Source organism: Embleya sp. NPDC020630, from assembly GCF_044334985.1.
GTDB lineage: Bacteria > Actinomycetota > Actinomycetes > Streptomycetales > Streptomycetaceae > Embleya.
The window spans coordinates 198,550-213,989 of the sequence record NZ_JBIRUB010000012.1; the positions used below are offsets into that span (position 1 = coordinate 198,550).

The following is a 15,440-nucleotide window of genomic DNA, read 5'->3' on the forward strand; positions in this document are numbered from 1 at the left end:
GGCGGGCCGACTACGCGCGCGGCGCGGATTCGGCGCCCCGGTCCTGTTGCAGCCGCCACAGTTCGGCGAACAACCCGTCGTGTTCCGCGAGGAGTTCGTCGAACGTGCCCTGCTGGGTCACCCGCCCCGAGTCCATCACCACGATGTGGTCCGCGACCGCGACGTTGGCCAGTCGGTGGGTGACCAGGACGACGGCGCTGTCCCGGGCGATCTCGCGAAGGCCCGCGAAGATGCGGTGTTCGGCTCGGGGGTCGAGGGCGGAGGTGGGTTCGTCCAGGCAGATCAGCCCCGGCTCGCCGTACAGCGCGCGGGCGATGCCGAATCGTTGCCACTGACCCACGGAGGGGTCGACGCCGCCCCACCATTCGCGGGCCAGGAGGGTGCCGAGGCCGCGCGGGAGGCCGGCGATCACGTCGTCCGCGCCCGAGGCGCCGGCCGCGCGCTCGATCGCTTCGTCGTCGTCCTCGCGGGGTTGGCCGAGGTTGATGTTCAGTCGGGCGGACAGCGGCCAGCGGGCGATCTCCTGCGGGACGTAGCCGACGTGGGACCAGGCCGCGTGCGGGTCGAGGTCGCCCACGTCGTCGCCGTTCCAGGTGACCCGGCCCTCGTGGGCCAGGTACAGGCCGCACAGCAGGCGGGACAGGGTCGACTTGCCGGAGCCGTTCTCCCCCACCAGGGCCAGGATGGTGCCCCTGCGCAGTTCCAGGTCGATGTCGGCGACGGCGGGTGCGGCCTTGCCGGGGTAGCGGTAGGTGACGTTCTCGGCGCGGACCACGACGGGCGGCTTGGGGACGAGGTCGCCGCGCGTCATCGCGTGGCCGCCGGCCTCGTCGAGGAAGCGGGCCCAGTCGTCGAGGTACAGGCCGACGCTGTAGAGCCGACTGCCGGAGACCACCAGGCCGCCCAGGGCCGTACCGACCGTACGCAGCGCGATCACCGCGGTGCCGGCGGCGGCGACCGACATGCGGTCCGTGGACAGCAGGTACGCCAGCGCGGCCCACACCAGGCTTGCCGCCAGCCCGCCGACGGCGGCGCCGACCAGGCCGATCTTGGCGGTGGTCCAGGCGCCGGACTGGGTGACCCGCTGTACCCGATCGGCCGCGACGGCATAGCGGCCGAGCAGGAACGGCGCCATGGTGCCGGCCCGGAGCTGGTCGGCCCAGCGCTGGTCGGAGATGTGCCAGCGCAGCATGTTGAGCAGCCGCCGCTCGTCCTGGGTGTGCAGCGTGGTCAGGTATTCGACCCGCGCCCCGCGTACCGCCGCCACTCCGCGCGGCAGCGCGCCCAGGAGCAGCAGGGGCAGCAGCACCGGGTGCAGGAGGGTGAGTACGGACGCGGCGGCGATCAGCGAGGCGCAGGCGGCGAGGACGTCCTGGGACTGCGGCATCAGGCCGCGCATCGATTGCAGGCCCCGGTCGGCGGCGTCCCACCGGTCCTGGTAGCCGGGGTGGTTGTAGGCGGCCAACTCGGCCCGGGAGGCGGCCTGGAGCAGCAGCCATTCGGACTCGCGGGTCAGCCGCGGGGTCACCCGCGCGGACAGCGCCACCACGGCGATGCCGAGCACGGCGCGCAGCCCGACCGCCGCGCTCAGCAGGAGGATCGAGGGCAGCGCGTCGCGCAACCGGTCGGTGACGTCACCCGACGCGATCAGCGCGGTGATCGTTCCGGTCGTGGCGAGAAGTCCGCCGGCTTCGAGGACACCGGCCAGGACCTGACATACCATCAGCGCGACCAGGGCTCGCGGATCGGCCTTCCAGGCGAGGCGCATGGCGCGCACGAGCAGGTGCGGCAGGCGGGCGGCCATGGCGCGGGTGGTGATCTTCGTCAGCGCGACCGCGGTGTCCCGACCGGGGGGTGCGAACGCCAGTTCCTGATCCGGGCGTTCGTCTTCGGTCGGGGCTTCGGCGGGGGTGTCGGTCGGGACTCGGGTCGAGGCTTCGGCGGGGACCTCGGGCGGGGTCTCTGCGGGGACCTCCGGCGTGGTGGCGCTCTGGTGCGGGATGGCGTTCGGCCCGGGTTTCGAGCGGGCGTCGCTCAGGGGGGTGGGATCTTCTCCGGCGGGTTTCGCGGTCACGACGGCGCCTTCCGATCGTACGGGGTGGGATCGCTCGGCGGAGCGTCCGCCAATGCTGGTGTGGTCGGGTGACACCCCGGCAGAGCGCACCGGTGTGAGAGCGAGGCGTGGAGCCGAACCGGGCGCCTCGAACGGGCGCTCGACCAAACGATTCGCTGCCCGGCTCCGCCGACCGATCGGCGCCGGACACCCCACCACGCGCGCCCTCGCCCGATCGACCGCACCGCGCGCCGGGCGCGCCCGGGAGGCGCATCGGCCGGCCGGGGTGACACGCGACGAACGACCCCCGCCCGCGCGTTCCGGCCCGGACCGCCGCGCACGCCGCCGCCCGCTCCCCCGTTGGGTCGCGGCGCCGAGGGGGTGCCTATCCTGGCGGGGACACGGGGCGGCCGGACCAAGGGTGAGGTGCGACGATGAGTGCTGCCGTACGGACCATTCGCTGGGGCGTCCTGTCGACCGGCGGTATCGCCGCCGAGTTCACCAAGGCGCTGCGGAGCCTGCCGGATACCGAGGTGATCGCGGTCGGGTCGCGCGGCACGGCCGGCGCGAAGGCCTTCGCCGAGCGGCACGAGATCCCCCGGGCGTACGGCAGTTGGGCCGAGTTGGCCGCCGACGACGACATCGACATCGTCTATGTCGCCACCCCGCACTCGGCGCATCGCGAGGCGGCGGGGCTGTGTCTGACGGCCGGGCGGGCGGTGTTGTGCGAGAAGGCGTTCACGCTGAACTCGCGCGAGGCTCGCGAGCTGGTCGAACTGGCCCGGGGGCGCGGGTTGTTCCTGATGGAGGCCATGTGGACGTACTGCCACCCGCTGATCCGCCGGATGCGTGAACTGGTCCGGGAGGGCGTGATCGGCGAGGTACGCAGCGTGTCCGCCGCGTTCGGCTTCGCCGGGGACCTCCCGCCCGAGCACCGGCTGCGCGACCCGGCGCAGGGTGGCGGCGCCCTGCTCGACCTGGGGGTCTACCCGGTCTCCTTCGCCCAGTTGCTGCTCGGCGAGCCCGACACGATCCGGGCCTGGGCCCACCGGACCCCCGAGGGGGTGGACGCGAACACCGGCATCGTCCTGGGCTGGAACAGCGGTGCCGTGGCCACCCTGGCCTGCTCCATGACGGCCGACACCGACGCGCCCGCGACCGTCGCCGGCACCCTGGGGCGGATCGAGTTCACCGACGGCTTCTACTACCCGGACCGGTTCGTCGTGCACCGCCGGGGCGAGGAGCCTCGGACCGTGCTGCTCGCGGACGTCACCGACGATCCCGAACGCGGCACGATGCGGCACGAGGCGATCGAGGTGATGCGCTGCCTGCGCGCGGGCGAGACCGAGTCCCCGCTGGTGCCACTGGCGGGCACGCTGGCCGTGATGCGCACGCTGGACACCGTGCGCGAGCACATCGGGGTGCGCTACCCGGGCGTCGACTAGCCGACGCGGGCGGGCCGCCGACGGGTTCGGCGGCGGGCCCGATCCAGGCAACCGCCTTGACCGCCAAGGCTGTTGCCCCACCGGTGGGCGGGATCGTGATCCCGCCCACCTTGCCGAGGGTTACTTCGCGGCGATCGCCGCGGCCGTCGTGGGATACCAACCACCCATGAAGGCATCGGCGTTCACGAACAGCTCGCCGCTCGGCTTGTCGAGCGCGTGCACCGGCAGCCGCTTGCCGGTCTGCCCGGCCTTGTTCGCCTCCACGGCCACCTGGATGTCGGCGATCTCCGAGCCGCCGCCCGGCGCCGGCGGTGCCGGGTGGAAGGCGGCGTAGGCGGTGCCGCCGGGCTTGAGCGTCTGGAACGGGTATTGGTAGTCGTTGCCGTGCTCGACGTCCCGGCCGGCCGTACCGCCCGCGTACACCTGCGGCCAACCCGGCAGCACACAGGCCGCGGCGCCGGTGTTGGTGCCCACGACGAGCAGCACGTCCTTGTGCCCGGCCGGGTAGTCCACCTTGAGCGAGATCTGGTCCTGTGCGCACTCCCCGCCGGGGGTGCCGGTCGACTTGGCGGTCGAGGTCGGCGTGCCGGCGGGCCTGGTCGCGGCGCCGGAGGCGGTCGCGGACGGTGTGGTGCCGGTCGCGGCGGCGGTGGCCGGAGCGGTGATGGCCCGGCCTCCCGGGTCCGCCGTGGTGGCCTTCTTTTCCTTGTCCTCGTCGTTGCAGGCGGACAGGCCCAGCACCGCGCAGCCGGCGATCACGACCGCGCCGAGGCGCACGAAAACAGACATGGCGATTCCCCCGTGTAGTGCCCGGTTGTTGGTTCCCCGGGCAGAGCGCAGATCAATATAGGGGTACGAATCGCCTGCCGTACGCGTGGTGCGGCCGGTGATCACTTGGTGACGGAGGGGTCGTGGACACCCGCGCGGCGGTCGGCCCCGGCCCGCCCCCCGACGGCCGCGCTCGACGGGTGAACGGGCCGGACGGGTCAGCGGATTGTGGCCCCGTAGACGTGGTCGACCGTCATCGTCATCAACACCCGACGATCGGACACCATCACCGACCGGTACTCCGCCCAGTCCGGGTGCTCCCCGGCCGCCGCGCGGTAGTAGTCCACCAGCGCGTCGACCTCGGGACCGTCCGGGTCGGTGCCCGGTCCGATGAGCGTCGCGACACCCTCGGCGGTGGCCCAGGAACCGCCGTCCGAGCTGGTGACCTCGAGCGTCGCGCGCGGGTCGCGGCGCAGGTTGGCGGTCTTGGCCCGGCCCTCGGTCATCGAGACGTGCAGCACGCCGGCCGCTCGATCGTAGAAGGGCATCACGGGGGACAGCTGGGGGCGGCCGTCCGCCTTGATGGTCGCGAGCACGCCGAGGCGGCTCTGCGCGAGCAGCGAATGCGGGTCGAACGATGAGGTGCTCATGTCAGGGCCCAATTCCCGATCGGGCGCCGCGTATTCCCCCCGCGCCCGGCCCGATCGCCGACCACGCGCGGGTCCCGGCCGGCGCCCGGAGCTGTTCGATCACGGCCGCGTAGCCACTGCCGCCGTGTCCGTCGGCCACCGCCCGCTCGGCCACGGCCCGCACCAGCCTCGGGAACGCGGCGTCGACGCCCAGCGACTCGCTCTCGTGCACTAGGTGCCCCATCGAGGCGAGGTGCGTGTCGATACTGGCGTCGAGCACCGGATACCTGCCGTCGTCGATCTGCGCGGCGTAGCCGGCCAGCCATTCGGCCACCGTCGCCAGCCCCTGCCGAGCCACCGGCGCGAACGTGCCCGCGCTCACCCCGGCGGTGTCGAGCAGCGCGGCCCCTTGGAGGAATCCGTTCAGGATGCCCCACATCAGACCGAGCATGGACGCGTCGTAGAGCGCGGACAGACCCTGGTCCGCGCCGAGGTACGCGGTCCCGCCGCCCAGGCTCCGCAGCGCCGACTCGTGCCGATCGAAGGCGGCCGGCGGGCCGCTGTACAGGATCACCCCCTCGGGCGTACCGATCGCGGTCGGCGCGCCCAGGATCGCCCCGTCGAGGTAGTCCGCGCCGTGCCCCGCGGCCCACGCGGCGGTCTCCCGGGCCTCCTGCGAGGTGCCCGTGGTCACGTTGACCAGGGTCCGACCGGCCAACGTCCCGGCCGACGGGTCGAGCAGTTCGCGCACGGCGGCGTAGTCCGTGACGCAGACGACCACGAGCGCGCCGGCCGCGACGGCGTCCGCGACCGAGGGGGCGAGCCGCGCGCCCCGCGCGACGAGGTCGTCGGCCTTGGCCGGCGAACGGTTCCACACCGTGGTGGGGTATCCCTCGCGCAGAAGGGTGTCGGCCAGTGCCCGACCCATGTGCCCCAGACCGATGACCGTCACGGGTGTGCGGTCGACGTCGTGCGTTTCCATCGTGGCTCCTTCGTGTGACGCGATGCCTGTGGCAGGATCATCGACGTTCACACCGGTATGAAGGTCAACCGAGAAGGTCGACCACGCAGGTCGACCACGAACGTCAACCAGGAGCGCACACGTGCTGATCGGGGAATTGAGTCGACGGACCGGGGTACACACCCACCAACTGCGCTACTACGAGGCCCAGGGCCTGCTCGAACCCGCGCGCGGCGCCAACGGCTATCGCGAGTACGACGCCGACGCGGTTCTCACCGTCACCCAGATCCGCGGCCTGCTCGAAGCCGGGCTGTCCACCGAGGACATCGCGTATCTGCTGCCCTGCGCGATCGGCGCGGCCCCCGAGTTCGCCCCCTGCGGCGAGCTGACCGACTTCCTGCGCACCCGCCTGGACGGACTGGACCAGCGCATCGACGCGCTCACCCACACCCGCCGGGCGCTGCACACCTACCTCGACGCCTCGGAACGCGCCGGCGCCCCGCGCTGACGCCCCGGCCGCCGGCGGGCATGCTCAGGGCTCGTAGCCCAGTTCGCGGATCGCCGCGCGCCCCTTCTCGATCTGGGCCCGCGCGGCCACCAGATGCACGAGACGAACGTGGTCACCCACGCGTCGTCGGCCCGGGGGTGGTCGGCCGCCGCCGAGCGCGCGCCCGCCTGGTAGCCGCTGCGCAACACCTCCTGATCGAGCCGGTCCACATCGCCGGCCGCGGCGGCCTCGATCAGGAACAGCAACAAGCCGAGCGCCATCGGTCGCGACATCGCATCGGGGTCGTCCGCCGGTTCCGGTACGTCCACACCCGGCACCCGCAGGCACGCGACGACCTGCTCCCGACTGATCATCGGCCGCCGCGACTCCTCGCTCATCGCCGGAACGCCCCGGCCACCGCGCGTGGTTGCGTGTCTATCGACGGGCGGGACCACACGCCGACCGATAAGCGGGATCGCGCATCGAGCGGTAGGCGGGACTGCGTCCTCATCGCGTGCTCTCTCCTGTGCCGGCCGCCGGCCGCCGACGGCGTCGACGGACTCCCCGTCCGACGCCGACCGGCTCGCGGCCGGTGCGGGGTCCGAGTCGGCGAAATGTCCGAAACCACGTCCGTCCCTACCGATCGACCGTCGTACGCGAACTCGCCGCCGGGATCGGCCGGTTCGCGCACAGCCGAGCGAGTAGCGCGGCCAGCAGGGCGGTTCGGCCGGGCAGGAGGGCCAGGTCCACGAACTCGTCCCGGGCGTGCGGGTGTCCGCCGACCGCGCCCATCCCGTCGAGGGTGGGGATCCCGAGCGCGCCGGTGAAGTTGCCGTCGGAACCGCCGCCGGAGCGCACGGCGTCGGGTTCGGGCATGCCCAGGTCCCGGGCCACCGCGCGGACCAGGCACAACAGGTCGGCGGACACGGCCTCTTCGAGGGGATACCGGTTCACCCCACCGGTCACCACCAGCCCGGCCCCGGGCAACACCGGGCTCAGCTCGCGCATGTGTCGTGTCACGCGGTCGAGTTCCGCACGAGTCCAGGCGCGTACGTCCACGGACAGCGTCGCCGCGTCGGGCACGGTGTTGGTGGTGGATCCCGCCGCCGCGACGGTCGGGGTGACCGTGGTGCCGAGGTCCGGCCGGGACACGCCGGCCAACGTGAGCACCTGGTGGGAGAGTTCCACTGTCGCGTTCACTCCCAGTTCGGGTTCCAGGCCGGCATGCGCCGCGCGACCGCGTACCGCCACCCGGAAACCCGCGACCCCCTTGCGGGCGGTCTTCACCGCGCCGCCGTCCCCGCTCGGCTCGCCCACCAGTACCGCCCCGGACTCGGCGGCCAGTTCCTCCACCAGGGTGCGGGAGGTGGGCGAGCCGGTCTCCTCGTCGCCGGTGAGCAGCAGGCCGATCCGATCGGCCGCGCCGGACAGCGCGGCGGCGTACATCATCTGCACGATCCCCGCCTTCATGTCGAACACGCCGGGCCCGCGCGCGATGCCGTCCCGCACCGAGAAGGGCAACTCGTCGAGCGTGCCCACCGGCCACACCGTGTCGTAGTGCCCGAGCAGCAGCGGCCCCTTCCCCCTCGGGCGCCAGACGAGGTGGGTGATGCCCTCGCGGACCACCCGCTCCGGCGGACGCCCGAGCAGGCGTTCCCCGGCCGCCGCGACCGGATCGGCGCAGCGGTCGAGCGCCCGCCGGTCCTCGGAGGGGGATTCGCAGGTGACCAGGTCGCGCAACAGGTCCACCATCGCGTCGAATTGTTCGGACGCACCGTCGAGGTAGTGCCCGGAGTCGGTCATGCCCGGAATCCTCCCCCGCGCCCGACCCCGGGAATCGCCGCCGTCCCGGGCCGGGGACGACCCCGATCACCCGTCCAGGCGCGGGTAGTCCAGGTAGCCCTCGGCACCGCCGCCGTAGTGGCCGGTCTTCAGCGGCCGGTTGAACTCGGCGCCGACGGCCAGGCGTCGGGGCAGGTCGGGGTTGGCCAGGAACAGTCGACCGAAGGCGTACACGTCGGCGAGCCCGGTCCGCACCGCGTGCTCCGCCCGTTCGTGGCCGCCCGGTTCGGCGCCGTCGTAGGTCGCCATCAGCGTGCCGCCCCAGCGCGGCCGCAGGTCGGCCAGCGCCGGATAGGCCCCCGACTGCACCACGTGCAGGTACGCCAGCCCCATCCCGTCCAGCGCGCCGACCAGTCGGCGGTAGCGCGTCGCCGGATCGGCCTCGACGATGTCGAGTTGCGTGTTGTCCGGGGAGATCCGCAACGCCGTGCGCTCCGGCCCGATCGCGGCGGCGACCGCCTCGACGACCTCGATCGGGAAGCGCACATGGTCGGCGTAGCCGTCGGTGCGCCGGTTGGCGCTGTCGGCGAGGAACTGGGCGAGCAGATAGCCGTAGGCGGCACTGATCTCGACCCCGTCGAAGCCGGCGTCGACGGCGTTGCGCGCGGCCTCGGCATGCGCCTCGACCGACGCGGCCACCTCGGCGGTGGACAACTCGCGCGGGCGCACATAGGGCTTCGGGCCGTCGGCGGTGTGGATGGCGCCCGAGGTGATCGCCACGGCGGAGGGGGCGACCGGCCGCGCCCCGGCGAGGAGATCGGGGTGGCTGACCCGGCCCACGTGCCACAACTGGGCGAAGATGCGCCCGCCCTCGGCGTGTACCGCGCGGGTCACCTCCCTCCAGCCGGCCACCTGCGCCGGGTCGGTCAGGCCGGGCACGCCGGGGCCGCCCTTGCCCAGGCGATGCGGCCAGATGCCCTCGCTGACGATCAGGCCGGCGGCGGCGCGCTGGGCGTAGTAGGCGGCCATGATCGGCGTCGGGACCCCGGTGACGTCGTCGGCGCGCGAGCGGGTCATCGGCGCCATCGCCGCCCGGTTGGGCAGGTGCAGGTTCGGGCCGCGATAGGGGTCGAGCAGGGGAGAGTGCATGGAGGCTCCTTCGCCGGAAGCGGAAACGGGGGCGGTAGCGGCACCGATCGTGTGCATGTACCTGCACTTGACCCTGCCCGCCCCGGGTCCGCGCTGCCAGACCTCCGTTCCGCTCAGGACCGCCGTTCCTACCACTGCCAGGGTCAGTCTCGGCCCCCGCACTCGTCCGCCCGGCCGTGGACAATGAACGACATGAACGGCACGAACGGCGTCCACGACCGCATCGGTACGCACGAGGCCGCGCGCCCCGGCGGCGGGCGGTCGATCGATCCGCGCGACGGGATCGGCGAGTTCCTGCGTACCCGGCGGGCCCGGCTCGGCCCGGAGGACGTCGGGCTGCCGGTGACCGGGCGGCACCGGCGCGTACCGGGGCTGCGCCGTGAGGAGTTGGCCCAACTGGCGGGGGTGTCGGTCGCCTACCTGACCCGGCTCGAACAGGGCAAGGGCCACAACGTGTCGACCGAGGTGATCGATGCCATCGCCCGGGCTCTGCGGCTGACCGAGACCGAGCACGCCCACCTCACCCACCTGTCCAAGTGCCGGCACCAGCCGCACCGGCGCTACACCGCGTCGCGGCGCCAGCAGGTGCGGCCGGGCCTGCGGGCACTGCTGACCGCCATGGACACGATGCCCGCGTACGTCACCGGTCGGCGGCTGGACGTGCTCGCCTGGAACCGCTCGGCGGCGGCCCTGTTCGGCGACTGGGACGAACTCCCGGACCGGGAGCGCAACTGGGGCCGGCTGGTCTTCCTGAACCCCGGGTACCGCCGCCTGTTCGTGGACTGGGAAGCGAAGGCGGTGGACGTGGTCGGCACCCTGCGCCTGGACGCCGGCTGCTATCCCGACGACCCGCGCCTCACCGCGCTGGTAGACGAACTCTCGTCCGGGAGCGAGGAGTTCCGCCGGTTGTGGGCCCGGCACGACGTCCAGGAGCAGAGTCACGGCAGTCGGCGTCTGCACCACCCCGTGATCGGCGAGCTGACCCTCCCGTTCGAGACCCTGCGCCTGCCCGACGACCCCGAACAGTGCCTGACGATCCACCACGTCCCGACCGACCCGATCGCCGCGGAAAACCTGCGCCTGCTCGCCAGCTGGGGCACCGACCCGACACCGCAGGAGCTACCGAACCGACACCCCTGACCGGCACGCGCCGGGCCGACGCCCCGGTTGTCATGGACCGGGTCCGACGCTCCCCGACCCTCAGACGCCCCCGGCCGGCACGGACCGGGCCGACGCCCCCGACCCGCACGGACCGGGCCGACGCCCCCGACCCGCACGGACCGGGCCGACGCCCCCGACCCGCACGGACCGGGCCGACGCCCCCGACCCGCACGAGCCGGGCCGACGCCCCCGGTCGTCACGGGCGAACCCGACGCCCCCGGCGTCACAGGCCGTGCCGACGCTCTCCCAGCACCTTCTCGCACACCCGTGCCTCGTTCGCGGCCGAGAAAACGTCCCGGTATGCGGCCACCGCGCGCCGGGTGTCCTCGGCGACCATGTCGGCGTTGATCTGCGCGCCCGCCGCCGCACCCCCGGCCGCCGCGGCGCCGACCTGCGCCATCAGGTCGGTGACGTTGCCCGCGACCCAGACCCCGGGCACCTCGCTGCGTCCGGTCGGGTCGGCGGGGACGTACTCGCCCGCCCCCGACGGATGCGCCACCGCCCGCAGGCCGAGGCCGGCCAGGAAGTCGGCGCGCGCCACCATCCGCGTGGCCACCGCCAGCGCGTCGCGCTCGATCAGCGTTCCGTCCGCGAGCCGCACGCCCACCAGCCGGTCGTCGACGACCGCCACCGATGCCACCTCGCCGGCCACCACCCGGATCCCCCGGGCCGCCAACTGCTCGGCCTCCTCCTCGGTCGGCGGCGCCGTGGTGTGCGGGAAGAAGGTGATGTCGTCGCTCCACTGCCGGAAGAGCAACACCTGGTGCATCGACAGCGGCCCGCTCGCCAGCACGCCGATCGCCCCGTCGCGCACCTCCCAGCCGTGGCAGTACGGGCAGTGCAGCACGTCCCGCCCCCACCGCTCGCGCAGCCCGGGGACCTCGGGCAGTTCGTCCACCAGCCCGGTGGTGACCAGGAGCCGCCGGGCCCGCACGGTACGCCCGTCGGCCAGCGCCACCGTGAACCCGTCGGCCTCACGGGCCACCGCGTCCACCTCGCCGGTCACCACGTGGCCCCCGTATCCGCGCACCTCCGCCCGGCCCCGCTCGACCAGTTCGGCCGGCGGCATGCCCTCCCGGGCCAGCAGGCCGTGCACCCCCTCGGCCGGGGCGTTGCGGGGCGCGCCCGCGTCGATCACCACCACCGAGCGGCGCGCCCGGGCCAGCATCAGCGCCCCGTTCAATCCGGCGGCACCGCCACCGATCACCACCACGTCATAGCCGTCCATCAGCCGATCGGTCATTGCGACCACCTCCGATGACGACCATGCGACGCATCCACGATTCCGGCAACATTACTTGCCGATATGGCAAACTCGGCGGCATGGACGACGATCTCGACTCCGCCCTCACCGCCGTCGGCCCACGCCTGCGCGCGCTGCGCCGCGACCGCCAGATCACCCTGGGCGACCTGGCGGCGGCCACCGGCATCTCGGTGAGCACGCTGTCCCGCCTGGAATCCGGCTCCCGCCGCCCCAACCTGGAACTGCTGCTCCCGCTGGCCCGGGCACACGGGGTCACCCTCGACGAACTCGTCGACGCCCCGCCGACCGGCGACCCGCGCATCCATCTGCGTCCGATCACCCGCTTCGGCATGACCATGGTGCCGCTGACCCGCCGGGCGGGCGGCATCCAGGCGTACAAGCTGGTCATCTCCGCCGGCGGCCTGCGCGGGGAGCCCGACCCGCAGACCCACGAGGGCTACGAGTGGTTGTACGTGCTCAACGGGCGGTTGCGGCTGATCCTGGGCGAGCAGGATCTGGTGCTCGCGCCCGGCGAGGCGGCCGAGTTCGACACCCGCGTGCCGCACTGGTTCGACGCGGTCGACGCCCGACCGGTGGAATTCCTCAGCCTGTTCGGCACCCAGGGCGAGCGCGCCCACCTGCGCGCCCGCCCCACCACGACGACGCCGGGGAGGGCCTGACCCCGGTCGCGACGACCGACGGCTACCCGGCGATCGACTGCTCGGCGCGCACGTGGGCGACCAGCGCGTTGGCGTGGCCGTGGCCCAGGCCGTGCTCGGTCTTGAGCCAGGACACCAGCTCCGTGTGCTTGGTCAGCGGCGAGGAGCGGACCAGGCCCAGCCACTCCTCGATCGGCCGACCGTACTTCTTCTCGATCGAGGGAAAGTAGGTCGCCGGGCCCTTCGGCTTGTCGCTCATGTCCGTATTCCTCACGCGGTCGTTCCGATGCCGTCGAGGATAGGACCGCCGGCCCACCGCGAACTCATCGGTATGCCGCGAGATCCGGGTCACACCCGGTTCGACCGGCGATGGGCGGCTTACTTCGGGACGGTCCAGGGTTGCCCCGACCCCGTCCCGGGGTGTTCAGGACCACCGCCCTGGGAAAGGCCGTCCGGCCGGACTCCCGCGCGTCACCGGGCGCCCGCGCGCGACCCCGCCCGCGACGGCCCGGTGGCGGATGATTGGGTGGGGTGTCCCCGACGGATGGCGCGTAACGTCGGCGGGCGGCCCGGGACGCGCGCGAGAGAGAAACGGCACGGCATGGCGGAGGCGGCGTTCATCCGTTTGTTGTGCCGCGCCGACGCCGCCGAAGTGGCGGCGGTGGCCGAGCGGTTGGGCGCCTCGACCCGCGGGCGGCTCGTGGCCGGGGCACTGGGCGCCCCCGACGCCCTCCTGGACTGGATGTACACGCACGGCGACGACTTCGACCGGATCGTACTGGCCGGCGATCTCGAGTTCCGGGCCCAGCCGCGGCACCTCACCCACTACGACAGTCCGCTGTGGGACCTGTACCGCCGCGCCGACCCGGAAACGAACGCCCTTCTCTACCAACCCGATTCGCCGCTGATGTGCCGGCTGATCCTGGCCGGCGGTCCACCCGGATGCCTGCCGCCGGCCGAGCGGGTGGCGGCCGGGCTCGTGCCGGTCGGGCCGGTACCCGTACATCCCGCGCTGCGGGCCCGCCTGCTCGCGACGACCGAGTACACCGTGCTCGCGCCCGCCGTGGTCGCGGCCGATCCCGACCTGGTCCGGCACACGCTGCACACCCTCGGCGCCGACGGACGGCTCACCCGCGCCGAACGGGCCCTGGCCCTGCTGCGGTTGTGGGACCTGGAGGGACCCGATGCCGTGCGACCGTGGACGCGCGACCTCGACGGCGCCTACCGGGGACTGCACCGGCAGATGCGTGAGGCACTCGACCGGCCCAAGGTCCGGGCCGACGTGGAGACCACCATCCTCGACGCGGCCCGGCCGGAGGGCTTCGTCCGGCGGTTGCGGGCGATCGAGGACACGTCGCGCTCACGCCTGTCCCCGGCGGTGAACCGGGTCATGGTCGCCCCGCACACCTTCGCGTGGGGCCCGGTCCTCGACGCCCACCACCGGTCGCCCCTGTTCTCCGACGACGTGGTCTGCCTCGTGCGCCGGTACGGGCTCGACCACGCGGCGCTGCGGGCGCTGGTCGGCGTCGGCCCCGACGGCCGGCCGCGACTGGAGCGGTGGCCCGCGGCCGAGGGCGCCGACGACGGCGACCTCACCGCCGCCCTGTTGGACGCGTGCGAGCCCACCCGTACCGCCGACGCTCCGGCCGCGGCCGACCTGGTCGCCGAGGCCGCGCCGGCGTGGGCGTTCCTGGAGAACTACGTCCAGGCCGCGGCGCGACCGGCGACGCCGCGACGCCGGCGGGAGCGTTTCGCGCTCGTCGACGCCGAACTGGCCCGACTCGTCCGCGACCGGCTCGGCGACGCCGTCCCCGGGTGGCTGCACCTGGCCCGGCTCGGCCCGGAGTACCCCGGCACTCTGCCCGATCTGCTCGACGCGGCCGTGGCGGCGGCCGACGGTCCCGACCCCGGCCCGCCGATCTGGGCCGACTACCTCCGGCCCTACAGCCACGACTCGGGCCGGCAACGCCACGCCGCGCTGTGCGCACTGTTGCGCGGGACCGCCCCGGACACGTTCGCGCGCGTCGCCGCCCACCTGCCGGCCGAGTTCACCGCCGATCTGTACGGCCGTCCCGGCGGCGCCGACGTCGACGCCGCGCTGCTCGCCGCCGGCGCACCCGCGGTCGACGTGGGAATCTTCACCCGTCCGCGCACCTCGCCGCGGGTTCGGGAGCGGTTGCTCCGCGACCCGGCCCGGTTGCCCGCGCTGCGCCGGACACTGATCGCCATCGCCGTCGAAGACCCGACCACCCGGCCGTCCCGGCACTATCGCGACCACTACCGGGCAACCGTCCACGAGTCGCTGCACGCCTACCGCGCGGCACTGGCCGTCGGAGACTCGCGCGTCACCGCCATGCTCGCCCAAAACACCCTGCACCCGGACGGCGCCGACCACGCCCGGGAGAGCCTCGGCACGGACCCGAGCGGGGTGGTCGCCCGGGCGGACCGGGCGACACCCGCCGATGCCGATCGGCTTCTGGCGGAAACCATCACCGACTGGGAGGAGCGAGCCCGGGCGGGCGGCGTGGTCGAGTTGTTGCCGAGCCTGGGCGCGCGCGGCTTCCTGGAGACCGTCGCCGACCCCGGCTGGTCGGCGATCCTCGCCGCGCACCGCGCCGAACCGCTCTCCGTCAAGGCGCTCGAAGTGCTCGCCGACGTCCGGCCGGACCTGCCCGAGGAACCGGCCCGGGCACTGGCCGAACACGCCGGCGAGTACTGCGACCTGGCGGAAATCGCCCGGCATGCGTGGCCCCTCGCTCGCGATCTCCTGCGCGCCGTGTACCCGTTCCTCGACCGGCGCCGATCCGCCGCCGATTGGCCCGGGTTGATCACGAACGCCCTCACCGACGGCGCGGTCGACCCCGAGCAGTGGCTTCGGCACGGCCGACCCGCCCGCGTCGTGCTGGGCACGTTGACCGACGCGCCCTACGGCGTCGTCCCGCGGGCGGTCGACGAGGCCCTGGACCTGCTCGTCGCCACCCACCTGGCGGGCAGCCCCGACGCCTGGACGACCGCGTACGCGATGTTGCCCGACTTCACCGGCACGGTGAGCGAACTGCTGTCCACCGCCCGCGCGGCGACCGGCACCTAGGCCCTGTCCGGC

General features: G+C 73.8%; 14 protein-coding genes. 5 read left to right on the forward strand and 9 right to left on the reverse strand.

What is annotated here, in order from left to right:
- Window positions 1–10 precede the first annotated feature (10 nt).
- The gene (locus tag ACH4XV_RS33420; protein WP_395796068.1) at window positions 11–2,074 is read right to left on the reverse strand and encodes an ATP-binding cassette domain-containing protein; all 2,064 of its coding nucleotides are present in this window, start codon (window positions 2,072–2,074) and stop codon (window positions 11–13) included.
- A gap of 413 nt (window positions 2,075–2,487) precedes the next feature.
- On the opposite strand from ACH4XV_RS33420, the gene ACH4XV_RS33425 reads away from it, so the two are divergent.
- Window positions 2,488–3,498: a Gfo/Idh/MocA family protein gene (locus ACH4XV_RS33425; RefSeq protein WP_395796069.1), complete on the forward strand. Its 1,011-nt coding sequence runs from the start codon at window positions 2,488–2,490 to the stop codon at window positions 3,496–3,498.
- Between the two features lie 120 nt (window positions 3,499–3,618).
- Here ACH4XV_RS33425 and ACH4XV_RS33430 read toward each other — a convergent pair whose 3' ends face one another.
- From ACH4XV_RS33430 to ACH4XV_RS33440, 3 genes are all read right to left on the reverse strand, one after another.
- On the reverse strand, window positions 3,619–4,287 hold the full coding sequence (locus tag ACH4XV_RS33430) for a DUF4232 domain-containing protein (RefSeq protein WP_395796070.1): 669 nt from the start codon (window positions 4,285–4,287) through the stop codon (window positions 3,619–3,621).
- Between the two features lie 197 nt (window positions 4,288–4,484).
- The gene (locus ACH4XV_RS33435; protein ID WP_395796071.1) at window positions 4,485–4,916 is read right to left on the reverse strand and encodes a PPOX class F420-dependent oxidoreductase; all 432 of its coding nucleotides are present in this window, start codon (window positions 4,914–4,916) and stop codon (window positions 4,485–4,487) included.
- A 1-nt stretch (window position 4,917) separates the two neighbouring features.
- Window positions 4,918–5,877, reverse strand: a complete 960-nt coding sequence (locus ACH4XV_RS33440; RefSeq protein ID WP_395796072.1) for an NAD(P)-dependent oxidoreductase — start codon at window positions 5,875–5,877, stop codon at window positions 4,918–4,920.
- A 121-nt stretch (window positions 5,878–5,998) separates the two neighbouring features.
- On the opposite strand from ACH4XV_RS33440, the gene ACH4XV_RS33445 reads away from it, so the two are divergent.
- Window positions 5,999–6,364: a MerR family transcriptional regulator gene (locus ACH4XV_RS33445; protein WP_395796073.1), complete on the forward strand. Its 366-nt coding sequence runs from the start codon at window positions 5,999–6,001 to the stop codon at window positions 6,362–6,364.
- On the opposite strand, the gene ACH4XV_RS33450 is transcribed toward ACH4XV_RS33445, so the two are convergent.
- The 3 genes from ACH4XV_RS33450 to ACH4XV_RS33460 form a co-directional block, all read right to left on the reverse strand.
- The gene (locus ACH4XV_RS33450; protein ID WP_395796074.1) at window positions 6,325–6,741 is read right to left on the reverse strand and encodes a hypothetical protein; all 417 of its coding nucleotides are present in this window, start codon (window positions 6,739–6,741) and stop codon (window positions 6,325–6,327) included. The genes ACH4XV_RS33445 and ACH4XV_RS33450 overlap by 40 nt on opposite strands.
- Before the next feature lie 238 nt (window positions 6,742–6,979).
- On the reverse strand, window positions 6,980–8,146 hold the full coding sequence (locus ACH4XV_RS33455; RefSeq protein ID WP_395796075.1) for a M20 family metallopeptidase: 1,167 nt from the start codon (window positions 8,144–8,146) through the stop codon (window positions 6,980–6,982).
- Between the two features lie 66 nt (window positions 8,147–8,212).
- Window positions 8,213–9,274, reverse strand: coding sequence for an alkene reductase (locus ACH4XV_RS33460; RefSeq protein WP_395796076.1), 1,062 nt, complete (start codon window positions 9,272–9,274; stop codon window positions 8,213–8,215).
- 192 nt (window positions 9,275–9,466) lie between these two features.
- On the opposite strand from ACH4XV_RS33460, the gene ACH4XV_RS33465 reads away from it, so the two are divergent.
- The gene (locus tag ACH4XV_RS33465) at window positions 9,467–10,414 is read left to right on the forward strand and encodes a helix-turn-helix transcriptional regulator (RefSeq protein WP_395796077.1); all 948 of its coding nucleotides are present in this window, start codon (window positions 9,467–9,469) and stop codon (window positions 10,412–10,414) included.
- Between the two features lie 244 nt (window positions 10,415–10,658).
- On the opposite strand, the gene ACH4XV_RS33470 is transcribed toward ACH4XV_RS33465, so the two are convergent.
- The gene (locus ACH4XV_RS33470; RefSeq protein ID WP_395796078.1) at window positions 10,659–11,678 is read right to left on the reverse strand and encodes an NAD(P)/FAD-dependent oxidoreductase; all 1,020 of its coding nucleotides are present in this window, start codon (window positions 11,676–11,678) and stop codon (window positions 10,659–10,661) included.
- Window positions 11,679–11,758: 80 nt separating this feature from the next.
- On the opposite strand from ACH4XV_RS33470, the gene ACH4XV_RS33475 reads away from it, so the two are divergent.
- Entirely contained in the window at window positions 11,759–12,358 is a 600-nt protein-coding gene (locus tag ACH4XV_RS33475) for a helix-turn-helix domain-containing protein (RefSeq protein WP_395796079.1), read from the forward strand.
- Between the two features lie 22 nt (window positions 12,359–12,380).
- Here the strand turns inward: ACH4XV_RS33475 and ACH4XV_RS33480 are convergent, their stop codons facing one another.
- Window positions 12,381–12,596: a DUF4287 domain-containing protein gene (locus ACH4XV_RS33480; protein ID WP_395796080.1), complete on the reverse strand. Its 216-nt coding sequence runs from the start codon at window positions 12,594–12,596 to the stop codon at window positions 12,381–12,383.
- A gap of 342 nt (window positions 12,597–12,938) precedes the next feature.
- On the opposite strand from ACH4XV_RS33480, the gene ACH4XV_RS33485 reads away from it, so the two are divergent.
- On the forward strand, window positions 12,939–15,428 hold the full coding sequence (locus tag ACH4XV_RS33485; protein WP_395796081.1) for a hypothetical protein: 2,490 nt from the start codon (window positions 12,939–12,941) through the stop codon (window positions 15,426–15,428).
- The last annotated feature ends 12 nt before the right edge of the window (window positions 15,429–15,440 follow it).